We start from the raw sequence: 20,679 nt of genomic DNA, 5'->3' as shown, positions 1-20,679 counted from the left end.
CTGTGGAAGGATCGGCGGATGGTAAGGAGTGCGGGGAGGACCTCGCGCAAGTCGGGCGTCGCGCTGCTGGTCGTGCTGCTGGTGATCGGGGTTGGGGCGGCGGGGTGGTGGGCGTCGCGGGCGACGTTGCCGGACACGTCGGTGGGCGAGTCGAGCTCGCCGGCGGGTGAGGTGGTGTGGGGTGAGGTGGTCCAGGGGTCGGTGGGGCGGTCGTTGCCGTTGTCGACCACGGTGCGGCAGCCGGTGGGGGTGGTGGCGGTGAACGGGTTGTCGGGGGTGGTGACCTCGACGTCGCCGGGCCGGGTGGAGACCGGTGGTGTGGTGTACGTGGTGGGGCGGACACCGGTTCGGGTGGTACAGGCGGAGGAACCGTTCTGGCGGGAGCTGTCTCGGGGTGCGCGCGGTGAGGACGTGGTCGCGTTGCAGGAGCTGCTAGTCGCTGGGGGGTACCTGGACGCTGAGGCCGATGGTGACTTCGGTCAGGTGACTGAGGATGCGGTGGAGGCGTGGCAGGAGGAGCAGGGGTTGCCGGGGTCGGGGTCAGTTTCCTTGGGGGAGCTGGTGGCGGTGCCGCAGCTGCCGGCCACGGTCACGGTCGGTGAGGCAATCAGGGTGGGGGGTCAGGTGTCGGGTGGTGAGGACGCGGTGCTGGCGCCGACGGGGGAGCGAGACTTCGTGCTGGTGGTGACCGCGGAGCAGGCCCGGTTGATCCCGGCGGAGGCGACCGTGGAGATGAGTTTCGAAGACCAGGAGTGGACTGGGGTGATCGCGGGGTCGAGCGTGGACGAGTCAGGGTCGACGGTGTTTGAGCTGACCGCGCCGGGCGGTGGGTCGGTGTGCGGAGAGGAGTGTGGGCTCCTGCCGGGGGATGAGCAGGTGACGGTGCGCTCGGAGGTGGTGGTGGTGCCGCGGGTGGAGGGGTTGAGTGTCCCGGCGGCAGCGGTGCGGACCCACGCGGATGGCAGCGCGTTCGTGGTGACCGAGGACGGGCAGGTGGACGTGGTGGTGGCCGGCTCTGGGCAGGGGATCGCGGTCGTCGAAGGTGAGGGGCTCGTGGAGGGGCTGCGGGTGCTGGTGGCCGGGGACCCAGCGCAGGTGCCGGGGGATGGTGGCGATGAGACCGGGGGAGGGTGAGCCGTGCTGGCCCTAAAGGGGGTGTCGTTCTCCTACGCGAGGGGTGCTGAAGAGCTGTTTGGAGGGGTGTCCCATGTGTTCACCCCGGGGGTGGTGACGGCGGTGACGGGTCCTTCGGGGCGGGGCAAGTCGACGTTGTTGTACGTGCTGGGGTTGATGTTGACCCCGACCAGCGGGCGGGTGCTGGTGGAGGGTGAGGCGGTCTCTGCCGCGCCGGATGCGGTGCGGGCGCGGGTGCGGGCGCACCGGATCGGGTTCGTGTTCCAGGACGCGGCGTTGGACCCGACCCGGACCGTGCTGGACTCGGTCATCGAGCCTGCGTTGTATGCCGGGTGGCGGCTGCGCGATGCCCGGGCCCGCGGGTCGGGGTTGCTGGCGCAGATGGGGGTCTCGGCGCGGGCGGGTCACCGGCCGGGGGAGATCAGCGGTGGGCAGGCGCAACGGGTCGCGGTGTGCCGTGCTCTGGTGACCGACCCGGTGGTCGTGCTGGCTGATGAGCCGACGGGCAACCTGGACCGGGACAACGCCGCCGGGGTGCTGGCCGCATTGTCCGCAGCCGCTGGCGGACGCGACCAGGCCGCAGGGAACGCTGATAACGGGGCAGGCTCGGGCCCCGACAGGGGGACTTCCGAGGGGCGGACGGTGGTGATCGCCACGCACGACCCGTTCGTGCTGGACCACGCGGATGAGGTGCTGGCGTTGTGAGGTGGGTGCTGGTGGTGCGGGAGGCGGTCGCGACGGCGTGGGCGTCCAAGGTGCCCTCGGCGCTGGTCGGGTTACTGGTCGCGGTGATGTGCGCGGCCACGATCGCGACGGTGGGCCGGACCGCCGCCGCGGAGCAACAGCTGACGGACCGGTTGGACGAGGCCGGGTCGCGGGTCCTCGCCGTTGCCGATGCCCGCGGTGACGGTCTGTTGCCGCCGACGGTGGTGGACCAGGCGAGCACCCTGTCGACGGTCGAGCGTGAGGTGGGGACCCTGATCCCGGTCGATGTCGTCAACGGGGTCATCGGGCAGGGCGGGACCCGGGTGCCCGCGTGGGGGGTGCACGGTGACCTCGCCGCGGTCGCCAACCTGCAGGCAGGGCGTTGGCCCGGCCCGGGCGAGGCGATCGTCACCGACACCGCGATGACACAGCTCGGGATGGCCGACCCGGCCGGGTGGGTCGCGTTGGCCTCGACCACCCAGGTCGACGACTGGTCGGTGGTCGGGACGTTCACCCCCAGGGACCCGTTCGGTGACTACGCCGCTGGGGTGCTGTACGTCGCGCCGGCCGACCAACCGGTGGACGCGGTGCAGGTGGTGCTGACCGACGCATCCGCCGCGCAGGCCACCCAGGCCAGTGTCCTGGGCCTGGTCGACCCGCCCACCCCGGATGCGGTCACCATCACCTCCCCTGTCTCTCTGGCCGACCTGCAGGCCCAGGTCACCGGCGACCTTGCCGCGTTCGGTGCGACCCTGCTCCTCGGGGTGCTCGGCGGCGGTGCCCTGCTCGTGGCGATCGTCGTCCTGGCCGACGTCCTCGTCCGCCGCAAGGACCTCGGCCGCCGCCGCGCCCTGGGCGCTACCCGGGCCACGATCATCACCCTGGTCATCGGCCGCACCCTCGCCCCCGCCATACTCGGCGCCGCCCTCGGGGTGGCAGCAGGCCTGGCCCTGGCCGCACGCCTCGGCCCCGACACCATCCCCCCGGCCGACTTCACCACCGCCACCGCCACCCTCGCCCTCATCGCCGCGACCACCGCCGCCATACCCCCCGCCCTCTACGCCGCCACCCGAGACCCCGTCCGCGTCCTCCGTACACCCTGAGGGCTATACACCAACAATACACGCAACGTGTATCATGCGTGCATGAGCAGGGTGAGGACCAATATCGAGATCGACAACTCCTACGTCGAGACGATCATGGACCGCTACGGGGTGAGGACGAAGACCGACGCTGTCGACCTGGCGCTGCGGCACCTGGCCGGGCAGCCGATGTCGAGGCAGGAGGCGCTCGCCATGCGCGGGGCTCGCGCCATCGAGGAGGTCCCGGACGACCTCCCGCCGCAAGGCGTCGCGTGATCCTGGCGGACACCTCGGCCTGGGTCGAGTACGACCGGGCAACAGGAAGTCCCGTCGATGAGCGGATGGCCGAGCTGATCGCCTCCGGATCATCGCTCGCCGTCACCGAGCCGGTCATGATGGAGGTGCTGGCCAGGGCCCGGACCGCGGACCGCGAGGACGACCTGCGCCGGCTCCTCCTCAGCGTCACGTTGCTGCCTGTCGAGCCGGTCGCCGACTTCGACGCGGCGGCGCGGATCTACCGGCGCTGTCGGGAGTCGGGGGTCACGCCACGAGGGCTGCTGAACTGTCTCATCGCTGCCGTCGGGTGGCGACACGGGGCTTCGCTGCTCGCCCACGACGTCGACCTCGACCGCGTCGCAGGAGTCGTGGGTCTGCCGCTCGACGACGCCTCGCTCCGCGCCTGAGCCATGACCTTCCCCCAGATCGCACTCTTCGCCATCTTCGGCGCGGTCATGGTGCTGCTCGTGTCGATGCCGATGCTGCTCGTGGCGTGGCCGCTCCAGGGGTAGCACCGTCGGTAGGGCGCGAGTAGCATAGGGGGTATGAAGGTGAGTATCAGCCTGAGCGCCGAGGACCTCGGGGCCCTGGACAGGTATGCCCGCCAGGCCGGCCTGGCCTCCCGCTCGGCAGCCGTCCAGGCTGCCATCCGACGGCTGCCCGACGCCGAGATCGAGAACGACTACGCCCAGGCGTGGGACGAGTGGGCGAAGGGCGACGGCGGTCGCTGGGAGTCGGTTGTCGGTGACGGACTTGCCGATGCTCCGAGGTGAGATCCGCCTCGTCGACCTCGATCCGACGAGAGGCAGCGAGGCCGACAAGCGTCGGCCGGCGGTGCTCGTCAGCAACGACCGTGCCAACACCACAGCAGCGCGCCTCGGGCGTGGGGTCGTGACGGTGGTGCCCGTGACGAGCGCCGTCGAACGCATCTACCCCTTCCAGGTGCTCCTGCCCGCCGACGAGACCTCCCTGCGTGTCGACTCCAAGGCCCAGGCGGAGCAGGTCCGCTCGGTGGACGTGCGACGGGTCGGGGCGGCCGTCGGTCGGGTGCCGACACCGCTCATGGTCGACCTCGAGGACGCCTTGCGGGTGCACCTCGCTCTGTGACGCTGGGCGACGTCGAGCACAGCGGCACTCCGCGATCTCGGCCTGGTCAGCAGGCAGGCGGTTGCCGCGGCCGCTGTCCAGAGTCATACTCCAGGTATGACTGGGCTCACGACCATCAAGGTGGCGTCTGCGACACGGGACCAACTCAAGGCGCAGGCGGGCCGGGCCGATCTGACACTGGGACAGTACCTGGACGCGCTCGCACGCCGAGGGGAACGAGAGGGGCGCTTCGCCCGGCTCAAGGCACAGATCGCGGCGACCAGCCCGGCGGACCGGGACTCCTGGTCGCGGGAGACCTCGGGTTGGGAGCGTGCCGAGCTCGCTGACTCGGTCACCGATGGGTGAGGGCGCTGGGCCACCGTCGCCGGGGGACATCTGCTGGGCCTGGCTCGATCCGGTGAGCGGTGGGGAGCAGGGTGGGCGTCGCCCGGTGGTCGTGGTGAGCGGCCGCGGCTACCTGGACGTGGTCGATGAGCTCGCCATGGTGGTTCCCGTCACCCGCGTCGACCGGGGGTGGGAGAACCATGTCGCGGTGGAGGCTGGTGTGGTGTCCGGCTTCGCCATGACCGAGCAGGTCCGGACCCTCTCGCGGCAGCGGCTGCAGGGCATCGTGGGTGACGTCGAGGATGACGTCCTGCGCGAGATCCGCAGGTGGCTCGCGGACTTCTTGGAGCTGGGTGAACCGTGGCCGGGGTTGCCGTGAGCACCGAGGCGGCGCAAGAGGCCAGCGGCGAGCGCACGGTGCTGGCGGTGGAGGGGCTCGACGTGGGGACCCGGCATACCCCGTTGCTGCACGACGTCTCCTTCTCCATCGACCGGGGCGAGCGGGTCGGGCTCATCGGGGAGTCCGGGTCGGGCAAGTCGCTCACCGCGCTCGCGGTCATGGGGCTGCTCGGCGAGGGGCTGCGGGCGAGCGGTGACGTGCGGCTGTCCGGGCGGACCCCCGCCGCGCGCAACCTGCTCGACGTCGGCGAGCGCGAGATGGCGCGGCTGCGCGGTGACGCGATGTCGATGGTCTTCCAGGAGCCGATGACGGCGCTCAACCCGACCATGCGGGTCGGTGCCCAGGTCGCCGAGGTGATGCGGATGCACGGCACCCGCGACAAGGCCGGGGCGCGACGACGGGTCGTCGAGCTGCTCGACCAGGTGGGGCTGCCCGACGCGGCGCACCTGGCCCGGTCCTACCCGCACGAGCTCTCCGGTGGCCAACGGCAGCGGGTCGTGCTCGCGATCGCGCTCGCCAACGACCCCGCCCTGCTCATCTGCGACGAACCGACCACCGCCCTCGACGTGACCGTCCAGGCCACCGTGCTCGACCTCGTGGTGCGCGGTGTCGAGCAGCGGGACGCCGCGATGCTCTTCATCACCCACGACCTCGCCGTCGTCGCGACGGTGTGCGAGCGGGTGCTCGTGATGTACGGCGGGCGCATCGTCGAGGCAGGCCCCGTCGGTGAGGTCTTCTCCGACCCGCGCCACCGGTATACGCAGGGCCTCATCGGCGCCTCCGACCTCGCCGGCGGGGAGGGTCGCCGAGCCCGGGCCGCGCTGCCGACGATCCCCGGCACGGTGCCCCCCGCCGGCCGCTTCCCCGACGGGTGCGTCTTCCGCAGCCGGTGCGACCACGCCAACGACCGCTGCGAGGCGTTGCCACCGTGGACGGCGCGCGGCGAGCACCCCGCGGGGGAGCTCGCGCACGGCTTCGCCTGCCACCACCCGGCGGGCGAGACCACCGCCGAGAAGGAGGGGAGCCGTGGCTGACTCCGAGACCCCCGCCGTCGAGCTCCGCGGGGTGTGCCGTGACTTCCGCCGCCCGCGCACGTCGCTGCGCGAGGCGCCCCCGGTCGTCCGCGCGGTGCGCGACGTCACCCTGACCATCGGGCAGGGCGAGCGCTTCGGGATCGTCGGCGAGTCCGGGTCGGGCAAGTCGACGCTGCTGCGGCTGATCTGCGGGCTGGACCGGCCGACGTCGGGAGAGGTGCTGGTCGAGGGGCGCCCGGTCGGCGACCAGCCGGCGCGGCGCCTCGGGTGGCTGCGGGAGAAGCTGCAGCTCGTCTTCCAGGACCCGATGAGCAGCCTCGACCCGCGGATGCGGGTGCGCGACATCGTCGCCGAGCCGCTGGTGGCGCACGGCATCGGCGGCGACCACGGGGCGCGGGTGCGCGAGCTGCTGGAGCGGGTGGGCCTCGACCCGGACGCCGCCGACCGCTACCCGCACCAGTTCTCCGGAGGGCAGCGCCAGCGGATCTCGGTGGCTCGCGCGCTCGCGCCCGACCCGGACATCCTCGTCGCCGACGAGCCGGTGTCGGCGCTGGACGTGTCGGTCCGGGCCCAGGTGCTCAACCTCGTCGACGAGGTGGTCGACGGGCTCGACCTCACCCTCGTCTTCGTCAGCCACGACCTGTCCGTGGTGCGCCACGTGTGCGACCGGGTCGCGGTGATGCAGGACGGGCAGGTCGTCGAGGTGGGGGAGACCGAGCAGCTCTTCGCCGAGCCGCAGCACGCATACACCCGGTCGTTGCTGGCCGCCATCCCCGACCTGCACGCCGCCCTGGCCGGTCGCACCGCGCAGGACCTCGCGCGCGGCGCCTCGCGCGACTGACCAGGGGGTGCGGTCACCAAGCTGCAACCTCCACCGCCCTCTAGCGTGATGGGGGATGCCGGAAGCTGACCGCACTCCGGGGTGGGGCGGGGTCGGCTGCGGCCCTGTCGGTATGCCGGGCTAGGGTCGGTCTCGCTTCGAGGCTCGAGGACGAGAGGGGAGCACCGGTGCTGATCGGCATACCGCGGCAGTCGCGGGAGACCCAGGCGATCGTCGCCGCCACGCCCGGCACGGTCGCCACGCTGCGCAAGCGCGGGCACACGGTGCTGGTCGAGAAGGGCGCGGGGGAACGGGCGTCCTACCCCGACGTGGCCTACAGCGACGCGGGCGCCACCCTCGTCGACCCGGGCGGGCTCGGTGACGTGGACCTGCTCGCCGCCGTGGACCCGCCGACGCCGGCCGAGGTCGCGGCCCTGCCGCGCGGCATCACCGTCGCCTCGCTCATGGCACCGGCCCGCTCGGCGGGTCTGCTCGAGGCGCTGGCCGACCACGGGGTGACGGCGCTGGCCATGGACGCGGTGCCGCGGATCTCCCGCGCGCAGAGCCTCGACGTGCTGAGCTCGATGGCCAATCTCTCCGGCTACCGCGCGGTCATCGAGGCGGCGCACGACTACGGCGGCATGCTCGCCGGCCAGGTCACCGCGGCCGGCACCACGCCGCCGGCCACCGTCTTCGTCGTCGGCGCCGGGGTCGCCGGGCTGGCCGCGATCGGTGCGGCGCAGTCGCTCGGGGCCCAGGTGCGCGCCTTCGACGTGCGGCCGGAGGTCGCCGAGCAGGTCGAGTCGATGGGCGCGACCTTCGTCCGGCTCGACGTCGACACCAGCAGCGGCCGCAGCGACGGGTATGCCGGCGAGCTCACCGAGGACGCCGAGCGCGCCACCTCCGAGCTCTACGCCCAGGAGGCCATCACCGCCGACATCGTCATCACCACCGCGCTCATCCCGGGCCGCCCAGCCCCGCGCCTCATCGACGCCGGGACCGTCGCCGCGATGCGCCCCGGGTCGGTCGTCGTCGACCTCGCGGCGGCCAACGGCGGCAACGTCGAGGGCACCCGGGCCGACGAGCGGGTCGTCACCGACTCCGGGGTCGTGCTGCTGGGCTGGACCGACCTCGCGGGGAGGATGCCGGCCCAGGCCAGCCAGCTCTACGGCACCAACATGGTCAACCTCGTCGGACTGCTCTCCGGGGAGCCGGAGGACGACAGCGCCGGCGGCCCCCCGCTCGTGCTCGACCTGGACGACCGGGTGCTGCGCGCGATGACCGTGGCCCACGACGGCGAGGTCCTCTGGCCGCCGCCGCAGGTCTCGGTGAGCGCCGCCCCGGCGCCCGCCGCGACGGTGACGCCCGAGGTCGACCCGGCGCACGGGCATACCGAGGCGCGCCCACCGGACCCGCGCCGTCGGCGAGCGGTGCTCCTCGCCCTCGCGGTGCTGGCGGCCCTCGGCGCCGCCTTCGCGCCGGACGAGCTGCGCATGCACCTCACCGTCTTCGCGCTCGCCGTGATCGCGGGCTACTACGTCATCTCGCACGTCACCCACGCGCTGCACACGCCGCTCATGTCCGTGACCAACGCGATCAGCGGCATCATCTGCGTCGGCGCGATCCTGCAGGTCGGCAGCGAGAGCACCTGGGTCACCGCGCTCGCGCTGATCGGCATCACCGTGGCCTCGATCAACATCTTCGGCGGCTTCACCGTCACGCACCGGATGCTCGGGATGTTCCGGAGGGCGGAGTCGTGACGCTCACCTCGGCGGTCGACGCCGCCTACCTCGTCGCCGCGCTGCTCTTCCTCGGCGCCCTCGCCGGGCTGTCGCGGCACGAGTCGGCGCGCCGCGGCAACCTGCTCGGTATCACCGGCATGACGCTCGCGCTGGTCGCGACGGTGGCGCTCGCGGTGAGCACCGCGCAGCGCGGGGCGCTCACCACCCTCCTGCTCATCGCGGTGGCGATGTCGCTGGGAGCGGTCATCGGCATCTGGCGGGCGCGTCGCGTCGAGATGACCGGTATGCCCGAGCTCGTCGCGATCCTGCACAGCTTCGTGGGCGTCGCGGCGGTGCTCGTGGGCCTCAACACCTTCCTCGGCGAGGGGTATACCGGTGCCGCCGGCGTCAGCCAGCGCATCGAGATCGCGGCCGGGGTCTTCATCGGCGCCGTCACCTTCACCGGGTCGGTCGTGGCCTGGGCCAAGCTCTCGGCCCGGATGAAGAGCTCCCCACTCATGCTGCCGCGGCGCCACCTGCTCAACCTGCTCGTCGTGCTGGCGAGCCTGGCGGTGTCGGTGTGGTTCGTCGTGGCCTCGAGCCTGCTGCCGCTGCTCCTGCTCACCGCCCTGGCGCTGCTGCTCGGCGCGCACCTCGTCGCCTCCATCGGTGGCGGGGACATGCCGGTCGTCGTCTCGATGCTCAACTCCTACAGCGGCTGGGCGGCGGCCGCGGCGGGCTTCATGCTCGGAAACGACCTGCTCATCATCACCGGGGCGCTGGTCGGCAGCTCGGGCGCGATCCTGTCCTACATCATGTGCAAGGCCATGAACCGCTCCTTCGTCTCGGTCATCGCGGGCGGCTTCGGCGCCGACCCGGTTGGCCGGCGGGGGACGGCGAGGAGCAGGGGACCCACCGCGAGGTCAGCGCCGAGGGTGTCGCCGAGCTGCTGTGGCAGGCCCGGTCGGTCGTCATCACGCCCGGCTACGGCATGGCCGTGGCCCATGCGCAGCACCCGGTCGCCCGGCTGGTCGAGCGGCTCGCCGACCTCGGCGTGGACGTACGCTTCGGCATACACCCGGTCGCCGGGCGCCTGCCCGGGCACATGAACGTCCTGCTCGCCGAGGCGCGGGTGCCCTACGACATCGTGCTCGGCATGGACGAGATCAACGACGACCTCGCCTCGACCGACGTCGTCCTGGTCATCGGCGCCAACGACACCGTCAACCCGGCCGCGATCGAGCAGCCGGGCAGCCCGATCGCGGGGATGCCCGTCCTCGAGGTGTGGAACGCCCGCGACGTGGTCGTCTTCAAGCGGTCGATGGCGACGGGCTACGCCGGGGTGCAGAACCCGCTCTTCTTCCGCGACAACACGCAGATGATCTTCGGCGACGCCAAAGACAAGGTGGAGGAGATCCTCACCGCGCTGGCAGGCTGAGGGGTATGCACCCCGCCGCCGGCCCCACCAACTCGCTCCTCGACGTCGGCGGGTTGGGGGTGGGGCACCACCAGCGCGTCGGCGACGGCTCCCTCACCGGCACCACGGTCGTGCTCTGCCCGCCCGAGGGCGCGGTCGCCGGGGCGGACGTGCGCGGCGGGGCGCCCGGCACCCGCGAGACCGACCTGCTCGACCCGCGCAACCTGGTCGAGCGGGTGCACGCGGTCGTGCTCTCCGGGGGGTCGGCCTTCGGGCTGGCCGCGGCGGACGGCGTCATGCGCGAGCTGTATGCCCGGGGCCGGGGCTTCCCGATGGGCGGGCCCGGCGAGGTGGTCCCGATCGTGCCCGCGGCGGTCTGCTTCGACCTCGGGCGGGGCGGCGACTTCGGCTCCTTCCCGGACGCCTCCTTCGGCGCGCGGGCCCTGGCCGACGCCGAGAGCGGTGGCGTCGCGGGGCTGGGCAACGTGGGTGCCGGCACCGGCACGCAGGTCGGCGGGCTGCGCGGCGCGGTCGGCACGGCGAGCGCCGTGCTGCCCGACGGCACCACGCTCGCGGCGCTCGTCGTGGTCAACGCTGTCGGGTCCGCCGTCGACCTCGGCACGGGCGAGCTGTGGGGCGCCCGCCACCTGGTCGAGGCGGACGTGCGCGGCATACCAGGATGGCCGGAGGGGGGGCTGCCCGCCCGGCCCGATCCGGCCGAGCTGGAGGCGGCGCGGCGGGCGGCGGAGGAGTCCAACGCGACCAGCCGCGTCCCGCGCTCGCTCGCGACGACGATCGGGGTGGTCGCGACCGACGCAAGGCTGACCCCAGCGCAGTGCTCGCGGCTGGCGACGAGCGGTCACGACGGCATGGCGCGCGCGGTCAACCCGATCCACACGATGTTCGACGGCGACGCGATCTTCGGCCTGTCGACCGGTGCGCGAGGCGTGCCGGACGTCGCCGGCTTCCACGCCCTCCTGCACGGCGCGGGGGAGGTGGTGACCCGCGCCATGGTCCGCGGAGTGCTGGCGGCGGAGTCGGTGACCACCCCGGCGGGCTCCTGGCGCGGCTACCGCGAGGCCTTCCCCAGCGCGGGGCGGGGCGACTGACCGCGCCATGGCTGCACGCCGGGCCGAGGCGGCCGTCCCTCGCCCGGCCACGCCTGCGTCCCTGACTCGGCTCAGCGTGAGGCGTCGGCGCGGGCGACGGCATACGCCCGCAGCGCCTCGCCCACGCCGGCGAGCGCCGGCTCCGCCGCGGGCTCGGCGTGGCCGGGCCAGCCGCCGGTGAGGACGGCGACGACGTAGCGACGCCCGCCCATGGTGAGGATGCCCGCGTCGTGGGACACCTCGGCCAGCGTGCCCAGCTTGTGCCCGAAGGCGGCGTCGTCGTCGGCGAGCGTCAGGGACAGGGCGGAGTCGAAGTACTGCCCGTCCAGCTGGGTGAGGAGGAAGGTGGTTGACTCGGCACCGAGCAGGTCGCCCTCGGCCAGTCGCACCAGCAGGTCCGCGGTGTCGTCGGCGGTGGTCTCCTGACCGGCCGTCCCCCACCCGCCCGCGTGCTCCACCGGGTGGAAGGTCGTGCCCGAGAAGCTCTCGCGCTCCACGAAGTCCTCCACCTGGTCCCAGCCGACCACCGACCCGAGGCTGATCGCGCAGGCGTTGTCGCTGACCGTGATGGCGAGCTCGGCGGCACGGGCGACTGTGCCGCAGCCCCCGCCGACGACGGCATCGAGCGCCAGGTCGCCGGTGTCCACCTGGTCCAGCGCCGTGGCGACGACATAGAGCTTGTAGAGGCTGGCGCTGGTGAAGGCGGTGCCGCCCCGGTGGCCCGTGCGCTCGCCGGTCGCGAGGTCGACGACCACCGCGGTGACGTCGCCGTCGAGCCCGGCGTCCAGCTCGGCCGCGGCGTCGGAGACCGAGCTGAGGGAGGGCCCGGCCGGCGTCGGCACCGCCGCCGCGGTGCCCGGGTCGGTGACGACGGCCTCGTCGGCCACGGCGGCCGGTGGGTCGACGGGTGCGACGCCGGAGGTGGCTGTCGGTGAGGTGGCCGCGGTGCCGCATCCCCCGAGCTCCAGCACCGTCAGTGCCGCCAGCGTCAGCCTGCCCCTCATGCACGATCCCCTCTGTGTCGGTGTCGTCACTATGACGCCTCGGGGCCGCGACGAGGTTGTCCCACGCCACCGGGCGCTGCTCCGTGACGTCCCGGTCCACGCCGGGCCGGCCGGAGACCGCGGCCCCGGCGCTCCGGCATACCTCGGGCCCGGCCTAGACTGGGCGGCCGTGAGCCCCGAGACGAGCCGTGACTTCGTGCTGACCCTCTCCTGTCCGGACCGCGCCGGCGTCGTCCATGCCGTCGCGGGCGCGATGCTCGAGCACGACCTGACGATCACCGAGAGCCAGCAGTTCGCCGACCCGAGCACCGGCGAGTTCCACCTGCGCATGGAGGCCACCCGGGAGGGGAGCCCGATCGAGGTCGAGGCGCTCCGGGCCGGTCTGACCCCGGTCGCGGACGGGTTGGCGGGTCAGTGGCAGGTGCACGACCGCGCCGAGCCGCACCGGCTGCTCGTCATGGTGAGCCGCATGGGTCACTGCCTCAACGACCTGCTCTTCCGGGCGCGGACCGGGCAGCTGCCGGTGACGATCCCGGCGATCGTGTCGAACCACGAGGACTTCCGTGGCCTGGCGGAGTGGCACGGCATCCCCTTCCACCACGTCCCGATCACCGCCGACACCAAGCCGGAGGCCGAGGCGCGGCTGCGCGGGATCGTCGACGATCACGACGTCGACACCATCGCGCTGGCGCGCTACATGCAGGTCCTCTCGCCGGACCTGTGCCGTGACTACTCCGGGCGGATCATCAACATCCACCACTCCCTGCTGCCGAGCTTCAAGGGGGCCAAGCCCTACACCCAGGCGCACGACCGCGGTGTCAAGGTCATCGGTGCGACAGCGCACTACGTGACGGCCGACCTGGACGAGGGCCCGATCATCGAGCAGGACTTCCGCCGGGTCGACCACCGGCTCACCCCCGCCCAGCTCGCCCAGCAGGGCCAGGAGGTCGAGGCGGCAGCCTTCTCGCGGGCGATCCGCTGGCACGCCGAGCACCGCGTGGTCCTGCGCGGCGGCCGCACCATCGTCTTCAGCTGACCCCGACCGGGCGTCGCCCATGGTTGGCCTGACTCCCTGGCGCGCGCCTCAGGTGGGCGGGGTGAACCGTCCGTCGATCGCGGTCCAGCCGCCGTCGACCATGACCTGGCTGCCGGTGACGAAGCTCGCGGCGTCGGACGCCAGCCAGCACGTCGCCCCGACCAGCTCCTCCGGCCGCGCCCAGCGACCGAGCGCCGACTTCTCGGCATACGCCCGGTCCCACTCGGCGTCGTCGCGGATCTGCTGGGTCAACGGGGTCGCCACCACGCCGGGCGCGACCGCGTTGATCCGCACGCCGGCCGGCCCGAGCTCGGCCGCCCAGGTCCGGACGAGCTGCTGCACGCCGGCCTTGGTCGCGGCATACACCCCCTGCCCCGGCTCGACGGTCACCGCGCGGATCGAGGTCAGCGCGACGATCGATCCGCGACCCCGCTCGGCCATGCGCGGCGCGAAGGCCCGCACCGCGTCGAAGGTCCCGCGCAGGTTGAGGGCCACGACCCGGTCGAACTCCTCGGCGCTGTAGTCCAGCAGCCGCTTGCGCACGTTCATCGCCGCGGTCAGCACGAGCACGTCGACGCCGCCGAGGGCGTCAGCCATAGGTCGCAGGCCGTCCGGGTCGAGCACATCGACGGGGTATGCCGCCCCGCCCGGCGCGCGCTCGAGCGCGGCCTCGGCGACCGCCGGGTCTTTGTCGAGGCAGCTGACCCGCGCCCCCTGCGCGGCCAGGCCGGCCACGATCTCGGCACCGATGCCGCCGCACCCGAGCACGACGGCGTGCCGCCCGTCGAGACGGAACATCTGGGCGTAGTCGAGAGGCATACCCCGATCCTGCCAGCAACCACGAACGACGCTCGGTGGGGCTGGGGGCAACCATTCGCGGCGCTCGGTGGCGGTCAGGGGTGGCGGAGGATCTCCTCGCCGCGCTCGCGCAGCTCGACCTTGCGCACCTTGCCGGTCACCGTCATCGGGAACTCGTCGACCACCTGCACGTGCCGGGGGATCTTGTAGTGCGCCAGCGATCCGGTGCAGAACTCCCTGACCGCCTCGGCCGTGAGCTCCTCGGCGCCCTCGCGCAACCGCAACCAGGCCATGAGCTCCTCGCCGTAGCGCTCGTCCGGCACGCCCACCACCTGGGCGTCGACCACGTCGGGGTGGGTGTAGAGGAACTCCTCGACCTCTCGCGGGTAGATGTTCTCCCCGCCCCGGATCACCATGTCCTTGATGCGGCCGGTGATCTCGACATACCCGTCCTCGTCCATCACGGCGATGTCGCCGGTGGACATCCAGCCGTCCCGCAGGACCTCGGCGGTCTTCTCCGGCTCCTCCCAGTAGCCGAGCATCACCGAGTAGCCGGCGGTGCAGAGCTCGCCCGGCTCCCCGCGCTGCAGCACCTCGCGTGTCGTGGGGTCGACCACCTGCACCTCGAGGTGCGGCCCGACGCGGCCGACGGTGCCGACCTTCTTCTCGAAAGGGTCCGAGGTGGCGGTCTGGGTCGACACCGGCGAGGTCTCGGTCATGCCGTAGCAGATCGTCATCTCCCGCACGCCCGCATCGATGAGCGAGCGCATCACCGAGGCCGGGCACAGCGAGCCGGCCATGATCCCGGTCCGGACCGTGGCCAGGTCGTCGAGGGAGTAGTCGTCGTCGGACCCGATGAGCTCCAGCTCGGCGATGAACATCGTGGGCACGCCGTAGAGCGAGGTGCACCGCTCCTCGCGCACCGCCCGCAGCGTCGCGGCGGGGTCGAAGCCGGGCCCGGGGATCACCATCGAGGAGCCGTGCGTCACCGCGGCGAGATTGCCCATGACCATGCCGAAGCAGTGGTAGAAGGGCACCGGTATGCAGATCACGTCGCGTTCGGTGTAGCGGCACCCCTCCCCGACGAAGTAGCCGTTGTTGAGGATGTTGCGGTGCGACAGCGTCGCGCCCCTGGGGAAGCCGGTGGTGCCCGAGGTGTACTGGATGTTGATCGGCTCGTCCGGGGTCAGCGACCCCTGCAGCTCGGCCAGCCGGCCCGGGCTGACCTGGTGCGCCCCGGCGAGGAGGTCCTCCCACGCCGCGTCGCCGATGACGAGCACCTGCACCAGCTCGGGGCACTCCTCGCGCACCTGCTCGACCAGGTCCGGGTAGCGCGACCCCTTGAACTCCTGCGCGACCACCACCGTGCTGACCCCCGCCTGCCGCAGCACGAAGGCGAGCTCGTGCGAGCGGTATGCCGGGTTGATGGTCACGAGGATCGCGCCGATCTTCGCCGTCGCCAGCTGCACGAGGGTCCACTCGGCACAGTTCGGCGCCCAGATGCCGACCCGGTCGCCGCGGCGGACGCCGGAGGCGACGAACGCCCGCGCGAGCAGGTTCACGTCGCCGCGCAGCTCGGCATACGTCCAGCGGCGGCCGGTCGCGACCTCGACCAGAGCCTCGCGGTCCCCGTGCTCCTCCGCCGTGGCGTCGAGGCTCTCGCCGATGGTCTGGTCCAGCAGCGGAGGGTCGGTCGCGCCGATGTCGTGCGCCAGTGCCTCGGACATGGCCCCATCCTGCCCGCCCCGCGGCGCGGGCACCACCGCGGCGAGGTCCCCTACAGTGCCGTGTATGACGATCTCACCCGACCAGACCCGCGAGGCGCGCATCCGGGAGCTCTCCCGGGCGCACGTCCTGACCTCCTGGTCGGCGCAGGCCGCGATCGACCCGCTGCCGCTGGCCGGGGGAGAGGGCGCCTACTTCTGGGACCACCAGGGGCGCCGCTTCCTCGACTTCACCTCGCAGTTGGTCAACGTCAACATCGGCTACCAGCACCCACGGCTGTCCGCGGCGATCGCCGAGGCCGCCGGAGGACTCACGACCGTGGCGCCCTCCTTCGCGCAGGAGAGCCGGGCGCGCGCCGCCGCCGCCATCGCCGGCGTGGCCCCGGAGGGGTTGAGCAAGGTCTTCTTCACCAACGGCGGTGCGGAGGCCAACGAGAACGCGCTGCGGATGGCGCGGGCGCACACCGGCCGGCACAAGATCCTGGCGGCCTACCGCAGCTACCACGGCGCGACCGCGGGGGCGATCACGCTCACCGGGGAGCCGCGCCGCTGGGGCGCCGAGCCGGGTATGCCCGGCGTCGCCCACTTCTGGGGCCCGCACCTCTACCGCAGCGAGTTCCACGCGAGCACGCCGCAGGAGGAGAGCGAGCGCGCGCTCGCCCACCTGCGGCACACCGTCGAGGCGGAGGGGTCGCACCAGGTCGCCGCCATCATCCTGGAGACGGTGGTCGGGTCCAACGGCATCCTCGTGCCGCCGCCGGGCTATCTGGAGGGGGTGCGGGCGCTGTGCGACGAGCTGGGCATCCTGCTGATCCTGGACGAGGTGATGTGCGGCTTCGGCCGCACCGGGGCCTGGCTCGCCCTCGACCACTGGGGCGTCCGCCCCGACCTGGTGACCTTCGCCAAGGGCGTGAACTCCGGGTATGTCCCGCTCGGCGGCGTGATCGTCTCCGACGAGGTGGCGGCGACCTTCGACGAGCGACCGCTGCCCGGGGGGCTGACCTACTCAGGCCACGCGCTCGCGACCGCCTCGGCGCTGGCAGCGATCGAGATCATGCGCGACGAGGGGGTCGTGGAGCACGCCGCGGAGGTGGGCGAGCGCAGCCTCGGCCCCGCGGCGACCGCGCTGCTGGGCACGAATCCGCTGGTGGGGGACGTGCGCGGGCTGGGAGTCTTCTGGGCCGTGGAGCTGGTCTCGGACCAAGGCTCGCGCCGACCGGCCGGTGGTGAGACGATGAAGGCGGTGCAGGCAGGCTGTGTGAAGCGGGGGATGTGGCCGCTGATCGTCGCCAACCGTGTGCATCTCGTGCCGCCGTGCGTGATCAGCCACGAGGACGCCGATCGTGGCGTCGGGATCCTCGCGGACGCGCTGGCGGACGCGATCCCGTGACCCCCGTGACGAGATGAGCGACATGAAGGAACGACCACAGCTGATCGAGGTACGCATCAGCGTGCCCACCAAGGAGTCGGCCAAGAACATCTCCGAGGAGCTCGTCGGCCGTCGGCTGGCGGGCTGCGTGCAGATCCTGGGCCCGATGACCTCCGTCTACAGTTGGCGCGGCCGGGTCCACGAGAGCCAGGAGTGGTTGCTGCTGGCGAAGACCACCGAGGGGAACTTCGACGACCTCGTCGGGGCGACGAAGTCCCTGCACGGCTACGAGGTGCCGGAGGTGATGGCGGTGCCGGTGACCTCTGCCCTGGGGGAGTACGTCGACTGGATCACCGACCACCTGCAGGGCCGTGACCAGGCCGGGTGGGGCCTGGAGTCCACCGGCTGAGCCGACGGGATGGAGCGGGCGACGAGAATCGAACTCGCGTATTCAGCTTGGGAAGCTGATGTTCTACCATTGAACTACGCCCGCAGCGCCCTCGATCACGAGGGCGCAGCCATGATAACCATCGCTGCTGGCGCTCACCAAAGCCGCCCCGGTTAGGGTGTCGGCGTGCTGCTCTCCGATCGCGACATCCTCGCCGCCGTCGACGCCGGACGGGTCCGGCTGGACCCGTGGGACCCGCAGATGGTCCAGCCCTCGAGCGTGGACATCCGCCTGGACCGCTTCTTCCGGCTCTTCGACAACCACAAGTACGCGGTCATCGACCCGGCGCAGGAGCAGCCGGACCTGACCCGTCTGGTCGAGGTCGAGCCGCAGGAGAGCTTCGTGCTGCATCCCGGCGAGTTCGTGCTCGGGTCCACCTACGAGGAGGTCTCCCTCCCCGACGACATCGCCGCGCGGGTCGAGGGCAAGTCGTCGCTGGGGCGCCTGGGCCTGCTGACGCACGCCGCGGCGGGCTTCGTGGACCCGGGTTTCACCGGCCACGTGACCCTCGAGCTGTCCAACGTGGCGACCCTCCCGATCGTGCTCCACCCCGGGATGAAGATCGGTCAGCTGTGCTTCTTCCGGCTCAGCTCGGCCTCCGAGCATCCCTACGGCAGTTCGGCCAAGGGCAGCCACTACCAGGGCCAGCGGGGTCCGACCGCCAGCCGGTCGTGGTCCAACTTCACCCGCGTCGACGTCCGCCGCTGACGCCGCCGGTCTGCGGCGGCCGGCGGCCCGGTGCTAGGCGACCGGCTCGCTGTCCGCGGCCTCGGCCGGCTCCGGGCTCTCGCCCCGACGCACCGCGGCGAGCAGCATCTGGGCGACGTCGACCACCTCGACCTGCTCGCCCGTGCCCTCAGCCTGCTTCTGCGTGAGCCCGTCGGAGAGCATCACCCGGCAGAACGGGCAGCCGATCGCGATCCGGTCCGCGCCGGTGCCCAGCGCCTCCTCGGTGCGGTTGAGGTTGATGCGCGTCCCGAGCTTCTCCTCCATCCACATGCGGGCACCGCCGGCGCCGCAGCAGAAGGACTTCTCGGCGTGCCGCGGCATCTCGGTGAGCTCCACCCCGGGCAGCGCGCCGAGCAGCTCACGGGGCGGGGCATACACCTGGTTGTGGCGACCGAGGTAGCACGGGTCGTGGTAGGTCACCGTGCCGGCGGTGGAGGCGACGCCGGAGGTGTCGGCGGTGTCCGGACGGGAGACCGGCGTCAGCCGCTTCTCGCGCACCAGCCGGTTGAGCAGCTGGGTGTGGTGGACGACCTCGAACTGGCCACCCACCTGGGGGTACTCGTTCTTCAGCGTGTTGAAGCAGTGCGCGCAGGTGACGACGATCTTCGTGGCGCCGACCTCGTTGAGCACCTCGACGTTCTGCATCGCGAGCATCTGGAAGAGGAACTCGTTGCCGCTGCGCCGCGCCGGGTCGCCGGTGCAGCTCTCCCCGTCGCCGAGGACCGCGAAGCTGACTCCGGCGGTGTGCAGCAGCTCGGCGACCGCGCGGGTGGTCTTCTTGGCCCGGTCCTCGAAGGCGCCGGCGCAGCCGACCCAGAAGAGGTAGTCCATCTCGGCGAGGCTCTCGAGGTCCTCGCCCACGATGGGGATGTCGAAGTCGAGGCCCTTGGCCCAGTCCATCCGCAGCCGGGCGTTCATGCCCCAGGGGTTGCCCTTGTTCTCGAGGTTCTTGAACAGGCCGCCCAGCTCGTGGGGGAAGGCCGACTCGATGAGGTTCTGGTAGCGGCGCATGTCGACGATGGCGTCGACGTGCTCGATGTCGACCGGGCACTGTTCCACGCAGGCGCCGCAGGTGGTGCACGACCACAGGACGTCGGGGTCGATGACGCCGCCACCGTCGGGCACGGTCGGGTCGCCCTCGGTCTCACCGACGAGCGGCCGCTGGGCGGCGATGACCGCGCTGGTCGGTATGCCGTGCAGCTCCTCGGGGAGTCCGTCCGCGTCCGCACCTCCCGCGGCCTCCAGCGCCTGGGCGGCGGCGTCCCGGTGCTCCTGCCCGGCGAGCAGCCAGGGCGCGACGGCGTGGTGCTGGTCGCGCAGGCTCGTGACGAGCATCTTCGGCGACAGCGGCTTCTCGGTGTGCCAGGCCGGGCACTGCTCCTGGCAGCGGCCGCACTCGGTGCAGGTGGAGAAGTCGAGCAGGCCCTTCCAGGTGAAGTCCTCGACCTTGCCGACGCCGAGCGCGGCGTCCTCGTCGAGGTCCTCGATGTTCTCGAAGTCGACCGGCTCGCCGCCGACCGCGATCGGCTGCACGGCCCCCAGCGAGGTACGGCCGTCGGGGTGCCGCTTGAACCAGATGTTGAAGAAGGCGAGGAACCGGTGCCAGGCGACGCCCATCGTGGGGGTGCGCGCGATGATGATCATCCAGGCCATCGAGATGAGGATCTTGAGCAGTGCCACCGCGATGATCGCGCCCTCGAGGGTGTCGACCGCGAGGCCGTCGAGGAGCGTCCCGATCCACGCGGTGAGCGGGAAGTGCAGCGCCGTGGCCCAGGCCTCGCCGGTGACCCGGCCGAGGGCATACTCCAGGGCGCGCAGCGCCACGATGCACAGCCCGACACCGAGGATGACCAGCTCGACGACGTACGCCTGCCAGAAGGTCGACCCCCAGAAGCGGGACCGGCGGCCCAGGCGGCGCGGGTGCTGCCGCTGCCGCACGACGATGAGCGCGACGATACCGACGACGGCGCCCCAGCCGAAGAGCTCGGTCAGCCACTCGTAGGGCCAGAAGTGGCCGATGAGGGGCAGGACGAAGTGCGGGTCGACCAGCTGACCGTAGGCCTGCACCAGGGTGAGGAAGAGCAGGCCGAAGGAGACCATGACGACCCAGTGCGCGACCGCCACCCAGGGCTTGCGACCCATCCGGGTATGCCCGAGCACCTCACGGAGCAGCGTCACCGTCCGCGCGCCGGGCTCGTCGGCGCGCTGCGTGGGCTGCCCGAGGCGGAACTGCTCGACGAAACCGGCGATCGTGCGCACGAACAACGCGACCGCGGCCAGGGTCACCAGGCCCGCGACGACGATGGCGAGGACCTGCAGCACTCCGAACGACATGACCGAAGCCTAGACTCCCCCGCCGACGTCGTGCGGCGTGGTGCGCGTGCCGTCCCATGGAATAACGTGGTGTTGCCCGATGTATAACTTGCCGAGAGAGCACCAGGC

22 protein-coding genes, 1 tRNA gene and 1 pseudogene are annotated in these 20,679 nt (G+C 72.3%); 19 read left to right on the top strand and 5 right to left on the bottom strand.

Annotation, left to right across the window (positions count from 1 at the left end):
- Positions 1-303 precede the first annotated feature (303 nt).
- The 15 genes and pseudogenes from FU792_RS14060 to FU792_RS13995 all read left to right on the top strand — a co-directional run bounded on the left by FU792_RS14060 (position 304) and on the right by FU792_RS13995 (position 11,129).
- The gene (locus FU792_RS14060; protein WP_161600264.1) at positions 304-1,134 is read left to right on the top strand and encodes a peptidoglycan-binding domain-containing protein; all 831 of its coding nucleotides are present in this window, start codon (positions 304-306) and stop codon (positions 1,132-1,134) included.
- Positions 1,135-1,137: 3 nt separating this feature from the next.
- On the top strand, positions 1,138-1,839 hold the full coding sequence (locus tag FU792_RS14055; RefSeq protein ID WP_022926038.1) for an ABC transporter ATP-binding protein: 702 nt from the start codon (positions 1,138-1,140) through the stop codon (positions 1,837-1,839).
- A complete protein-coding gene (locus FU792_RS14050; protein ID WP_149814837.1) occupies positions 1,836-2,942 on the top strand; it encodes an FtsX-like permease family protein in 1,107 nt (368 codons plus the stop codon). The genes FU792_RS14055 and FU792_RS14050 overlap by 4 nt, the downstream gene beginning before the upstream one ends.
- A 42-nt stretch (positions 2,943-2,984) precedes the next feature.
- A complete protein-coding gene (locus FU792_RS14045) occupies positions 2,985-3,197 on the top strand; it encodes a type II toxin-antitoxin system VapB family antitoxin (RefSeq protein ID WP_022926036.1) in 213 nt (70 codons plus the stop codon).
- Complete coding sequence (gene vapC, locus FU792_RS14040) at positions 3,194-3,604, top strand: type II toxin-antitoxin system VapC family toxin (RefSeq protein ID WP_022926035.1); 411 nt, start codon at positions 3,194-3,196, stop codon at positions 3,602-3,604. The genes FU792_RS14045 and vapC overlap by 4 nt, the downstream gene beginning before the upstream one ends.
- Before the next feature lie 138 nt (positions 3,605-3,742).
- Positions 3,743-3,970: a ribbon-helix-helix domain-containing protein gene (locus tag FU792_RS14035; RefSeq protein ID WP_022926033.1), complete on the top strand. Its 228-nt coding sequence runs from the start codon at positions 3,743-3,745 to the stop codon at positions 3,968-3,970.
- Entirely contained in the window at positions 3,957-4,304 is a 348-nt protein-coding gene (locus FU792_RS14030; protein ID WP_022926032.1) for a type II toxin-antitoxin system PemK/MazF family toxin, read from the top strand. Before FU792_RS14035 ends, FU792_RS14030 begins: the two co-directional genes overlap by 14 nt.
- Positions 4,305-4,400: 96 nt before the next feature.
- A complete protein-coding gene (locus FU792_RS14025; protein WP_022926031.1) occupies positions 4,401-4,649 on the top strand; it encodes a hypothetical protein in 249 nt (82 codons plus the stop codon).
- Positions 4,642-5,007 carry a type II toxin-antitoxin system PemK/MazF family toxin gene (locus FU792_RS14020; protein ID WP_022926030.1) on the top strand — a complete coding sequence of 122 codons (366 nt, stop codon included), beginning with the start codon at positions 4,642-4,644 and terminating at the stop codon, positions 5,005-5,007. Before FU792_RS14025 ends, FU792_RS14020 begins: the two co-directional genes overlap by 8 nt.
- Positions 5,004-6,062, top strand: coding sequence for an ABC transporter ATP-binding protein (locus FU792_RS14015; protein WP_237740063.1), 1,059 nt, complete (start codon positions 5,004-5,006; stop codon positions 6,060-6,062). The genes FU792_RS14020 and FU792_RS14015 overlap by 4 nt, the downstream gene beginning before the upstream one ends.
- On the top strand, positions 6,055-6,903 hold the full coding sequence (locus tag FU792_RS14010; RefSeq protein WP_028131206.1) for an ATP-binding cassette domain-containing protein: 849 nt from the start codon (positions 6,055-6,057) through the stop codon (positions 6,901-6,903). The genes FU792_RS14015 and FU792_RS14010 overlap by 8 nt, the downstream gene beginning before the upstream one ends.
- 167 nt (positions 6,904-7,070) lie before the next feature.
- Positions 7,071-8,642, top strand: a complete 1,572-nt coding sequence (locus FU792_RS14005) for a Re/Si-specific NAD(P)(+) transhydrogenase subunit alpha (RefSeq protein ID WP_022926029.1) — start codon at positions 7,071-7,073, stop codon at positions 8,640-8,642.
- Positions 8,639-9,424, top strand: a pseudogene (locus FU792_RS19355) (NAD(P)(+) transhydrogenase (Re/Si-specific) subunit beta); the annotation flags it as partial. The gene FU792_RS14005 and the pseudogene FU792_RS19355, both read left to right, overlap by 4 nt.
- A 128-nt stretch (positions 9,425-9,552) precedes the next feature.
- Positions 9,553-10,041 (top strand): NAD(P)(+) transhydrogenase (Re/Si-specific) subunit beta, encoded by a 489-nt coding sequence (locus FU792_RS19350; protein ID WP_420876878.1) that lies wholly within the window; start codon positions 9,553-9,555, stop codon positions 10,039-10,041.
- Positions 10,042-10,046: 5 nt separating this feature from the next.
- Positions 10,047-11,129: a P1 family peptidase gene (locus FU792_RS13995; RefSeq protein ID WP_022926027.1), complete on the top strand. Its 1,083-nt coding sequence runs from the start codon at positions 10,047-10,049 to the stop codon at positions 11,127-11,129.
- Between the two features lie 71 nt (positions 11,130-11,200).
- Here FU792_RS13995 and FU792_RS13990 read toward each other — a convergent pair whose 3' ends face one another.
- On the bottom strand, positions 11,201-12,133 hold the full coding sequence (locus tag FU792_RS13990) for a serine hydrolase (RefSeq protein ID WP_033419083.1): 933 nt from the start codon (positions 12,131-12,133) through the stop codon (positions 11,201-11,203).
- A 169-nt stretch (positions 12,134-12,302) separates the two neighbouring features.
- Between FU792_RS13990 and purU the strand changes: the two genes are divergently transcribed.
- On the top strand, positions 12,303-13,169 hold the full coding sequence (gene purU / locus FU792_RS13985; protein WP_028131205.1) for a formyltetrahydrofolate deformylase: 867 nt from the start codon (positions 12,303-12,305) through the stop codon (positions 13,167-13,169).
- A 48-nt stretch (positions 13,170-13,217) separates the two neighbouring features.
- On the opposite strand, the gene FU792_RS13980 is transcribed toward purU, so the two are convergent.
- Together FU792_RS13980 and FU792_RS13975 are read right to left on the bottom strand one after the other, a co-directional pair.
- A complete protein-coding gene (locus tag FU792_RS13980; protein ID WP_022926024.1) occupies positions 13,218-13,988 on the bottom strand; it encodes an SDR family NAD(P)-dependent oxidoreductase in 771 nt (256 codons plus the stop codon).
- Between the two features lie 74 nt (positions 13,989-14,062).
- Entirely contained in the window at positions 14,063-15,694 is a 1,632-nt protein-coding gene (locus FU792_RS13975) for an AMP-binding protein (protein WP_022926023.1), read from the bottom strand.
- 64 nt (positions 15,695-15,758) lie between these two features.
- On the opposite strand from FU792_RS13975, the gene FU792_RS13970 reads away from it, so the two are divergent.
- The gene (locus FU792_RS13970) at positions 15,759-17,081 is read left to right on the top strand and encodes an aminotransferase class III-fold pyridoxal phosphate-dependent enzyme (protein ID WP_022926022.1); all 1,323 of its coding nucleotides are present in this window, start codon (positions 15,759-15,761) and stop codon (positions 17,079-17,081) included.
- A gap of 13 nt (positions 17,082-17,094) precedes the next feature.
- Positions 17,095-17,469 (top strand): divalent-cation tolerance protein CutA, encoded by a 375-nt coding sequence (cutA, locus tag FU792_RS13965; protein ID WP_238705997.1) that lies wholly within the window; start codon positions 17,095-17,097, stop codon positions 17,467-17,469.
- 10 nt (positions 17,470-17,479) lie between these two features.
- Here cutA and FU792_RS13960 read toward each other — a convergent pair.
- Positions 17,480-17,553: transfer RNA gene (locus FU792_RS13960), tRNA-Gly, on the bottom strand.
- Between the two features lie 81 nt (positions 17,554-17,634).
- Between FU792_RS13960 and dcd the strand changes: the two genes are divergently transcribed.
- Positions 17,635-18,216: a dCTP deaminase gene (gene dcd, locus FU792_RS13955; protein ID WP_149814836.1), complete on the top strand. Its 582-nt coding sequence runs from the start codon at positions 17,635-17,637 to the stop codon at positions 18,214-18,216.
- Positions 18,217-18,249: 33 nt separating this feature from the next.
- On the opposite strand, the gene FU792_RS13950 is transcribed toward dcd, so the two are convergent.
- Entirely contained in the window at positions 18,250-20,571 is a 2,322-nt protein-coding gene (locus FU792_RS13950) for a (Fe-S)-binding protein (RefSeq protein ID WP_022926019.1), read from the bottom strand.
- Positions 20,572-20,679 lie beyond the last annotated feature (108 nt).

This window comes from Serinicoccus marinus DSM 15273 (assembly GCF_008386315.1).
Lineage (GTDB): Bacteria > Actinomycetota > Actinomycetes > Actinomycetales > Dermatophilaceae > Ornithinicoccus > Ornithinicoccus marinus.
Note: the sequence above shows the minus strand (reverse complement) of the source record. Positions and strands in the feature narration are given on the sequence as shown.

What these genes read in the sequence shown, in the direction of transcription:
- FU792_RS14045 (WP_022926036.1), top strand. Translation starts at nt 2,985, where the DNA reads ATGAGCAGGGTGAGGACCAATATCGAGATCGACAACTCCTACGTCGAG.
- FU792_RS14035 (WP_022926033.1), top strand. Translation starts at nt 3,743, where the DNA reads ATGAAGGTGAGTATCAGCCTGAGCGCCGAGGACCTCGGGGCCCTGGAC.
- FU792_RS14030 (WP_022926032.1), top strand. Translation starts at nt 3,957, where the DNA reads ATGCTCCGAGGTGAGATCCGCCTCGTCGACCTCGATCCGACGAGAGGC.
- FU792_RS14025 (WP_022926031.1), top strand. Translation starts at nt 4,401, where the DNA reads ATGACTGGGCTCACGACCATCAAGGTGGCGTCTGCGACACGGGACCAA.
- FU792_RS14020 (WP_022926030.1), top strand. Translation starts at nt 4,642, where the DNA reads ATGGGTGAGGGCGCTGGGCCACCGTCGCCGGGGGACATCTGCTGGGCC.
- FU792_RS13995 (WP_022926027.1), top strand. Translation starts at nt 10,047, where the DNA reads ATGCACCCCGCCGCCGGCCCCACCAACTCGCTCCTCGACGTCGGCGGG.
- FU792_RS13990 (WP_033419083.1), bottom strand. Translation starts at nt 12,133, where the DNA reads ATGAGGGGCAGGCTGACGCTGGCGGCACTGACGGTGCTGGAGCTCGGG.
- FU792_RS13980 (WP_022926024.1), bottom strand. Translation starts at nt 13,988, where the DNA reads ATGCCTCTCGACTACGCCCAGATGTTCCGTCTCGACGGGCGGCACGCC.
- FU792_RS13975 (WP_022926023.1), bottom strand. Translation starts at nt 15,694, where the DNA reads ATGTCCGAGGCACTGGCGCACGACATCGGCGCGACCGACCCTCCGCTG.
- FU792_RS13970 (WP_022926022.1), top strand. Translation starts at nt 15,759, where the DNA reads ATGACGATCTCACCCGACCAGACCCGCGAGGCGCGCATCCGGGAGCTC.
- cutA (WP_238705997.1), top strand. Translation starts at nt 17,095, where the DNA reads ATGAGCGACATGAAGGAACGACCACAGCTGATCGAGGTACGCATCAGC.
- FU792_RS13950 (WP_022926019.1), bottom strand. Translation starts at nt 20,571, where the DNA reads ATGTCGTTCGGAGTGCTGCAGGTCCTCGCCATCGTCGTCGCGGGCCTG.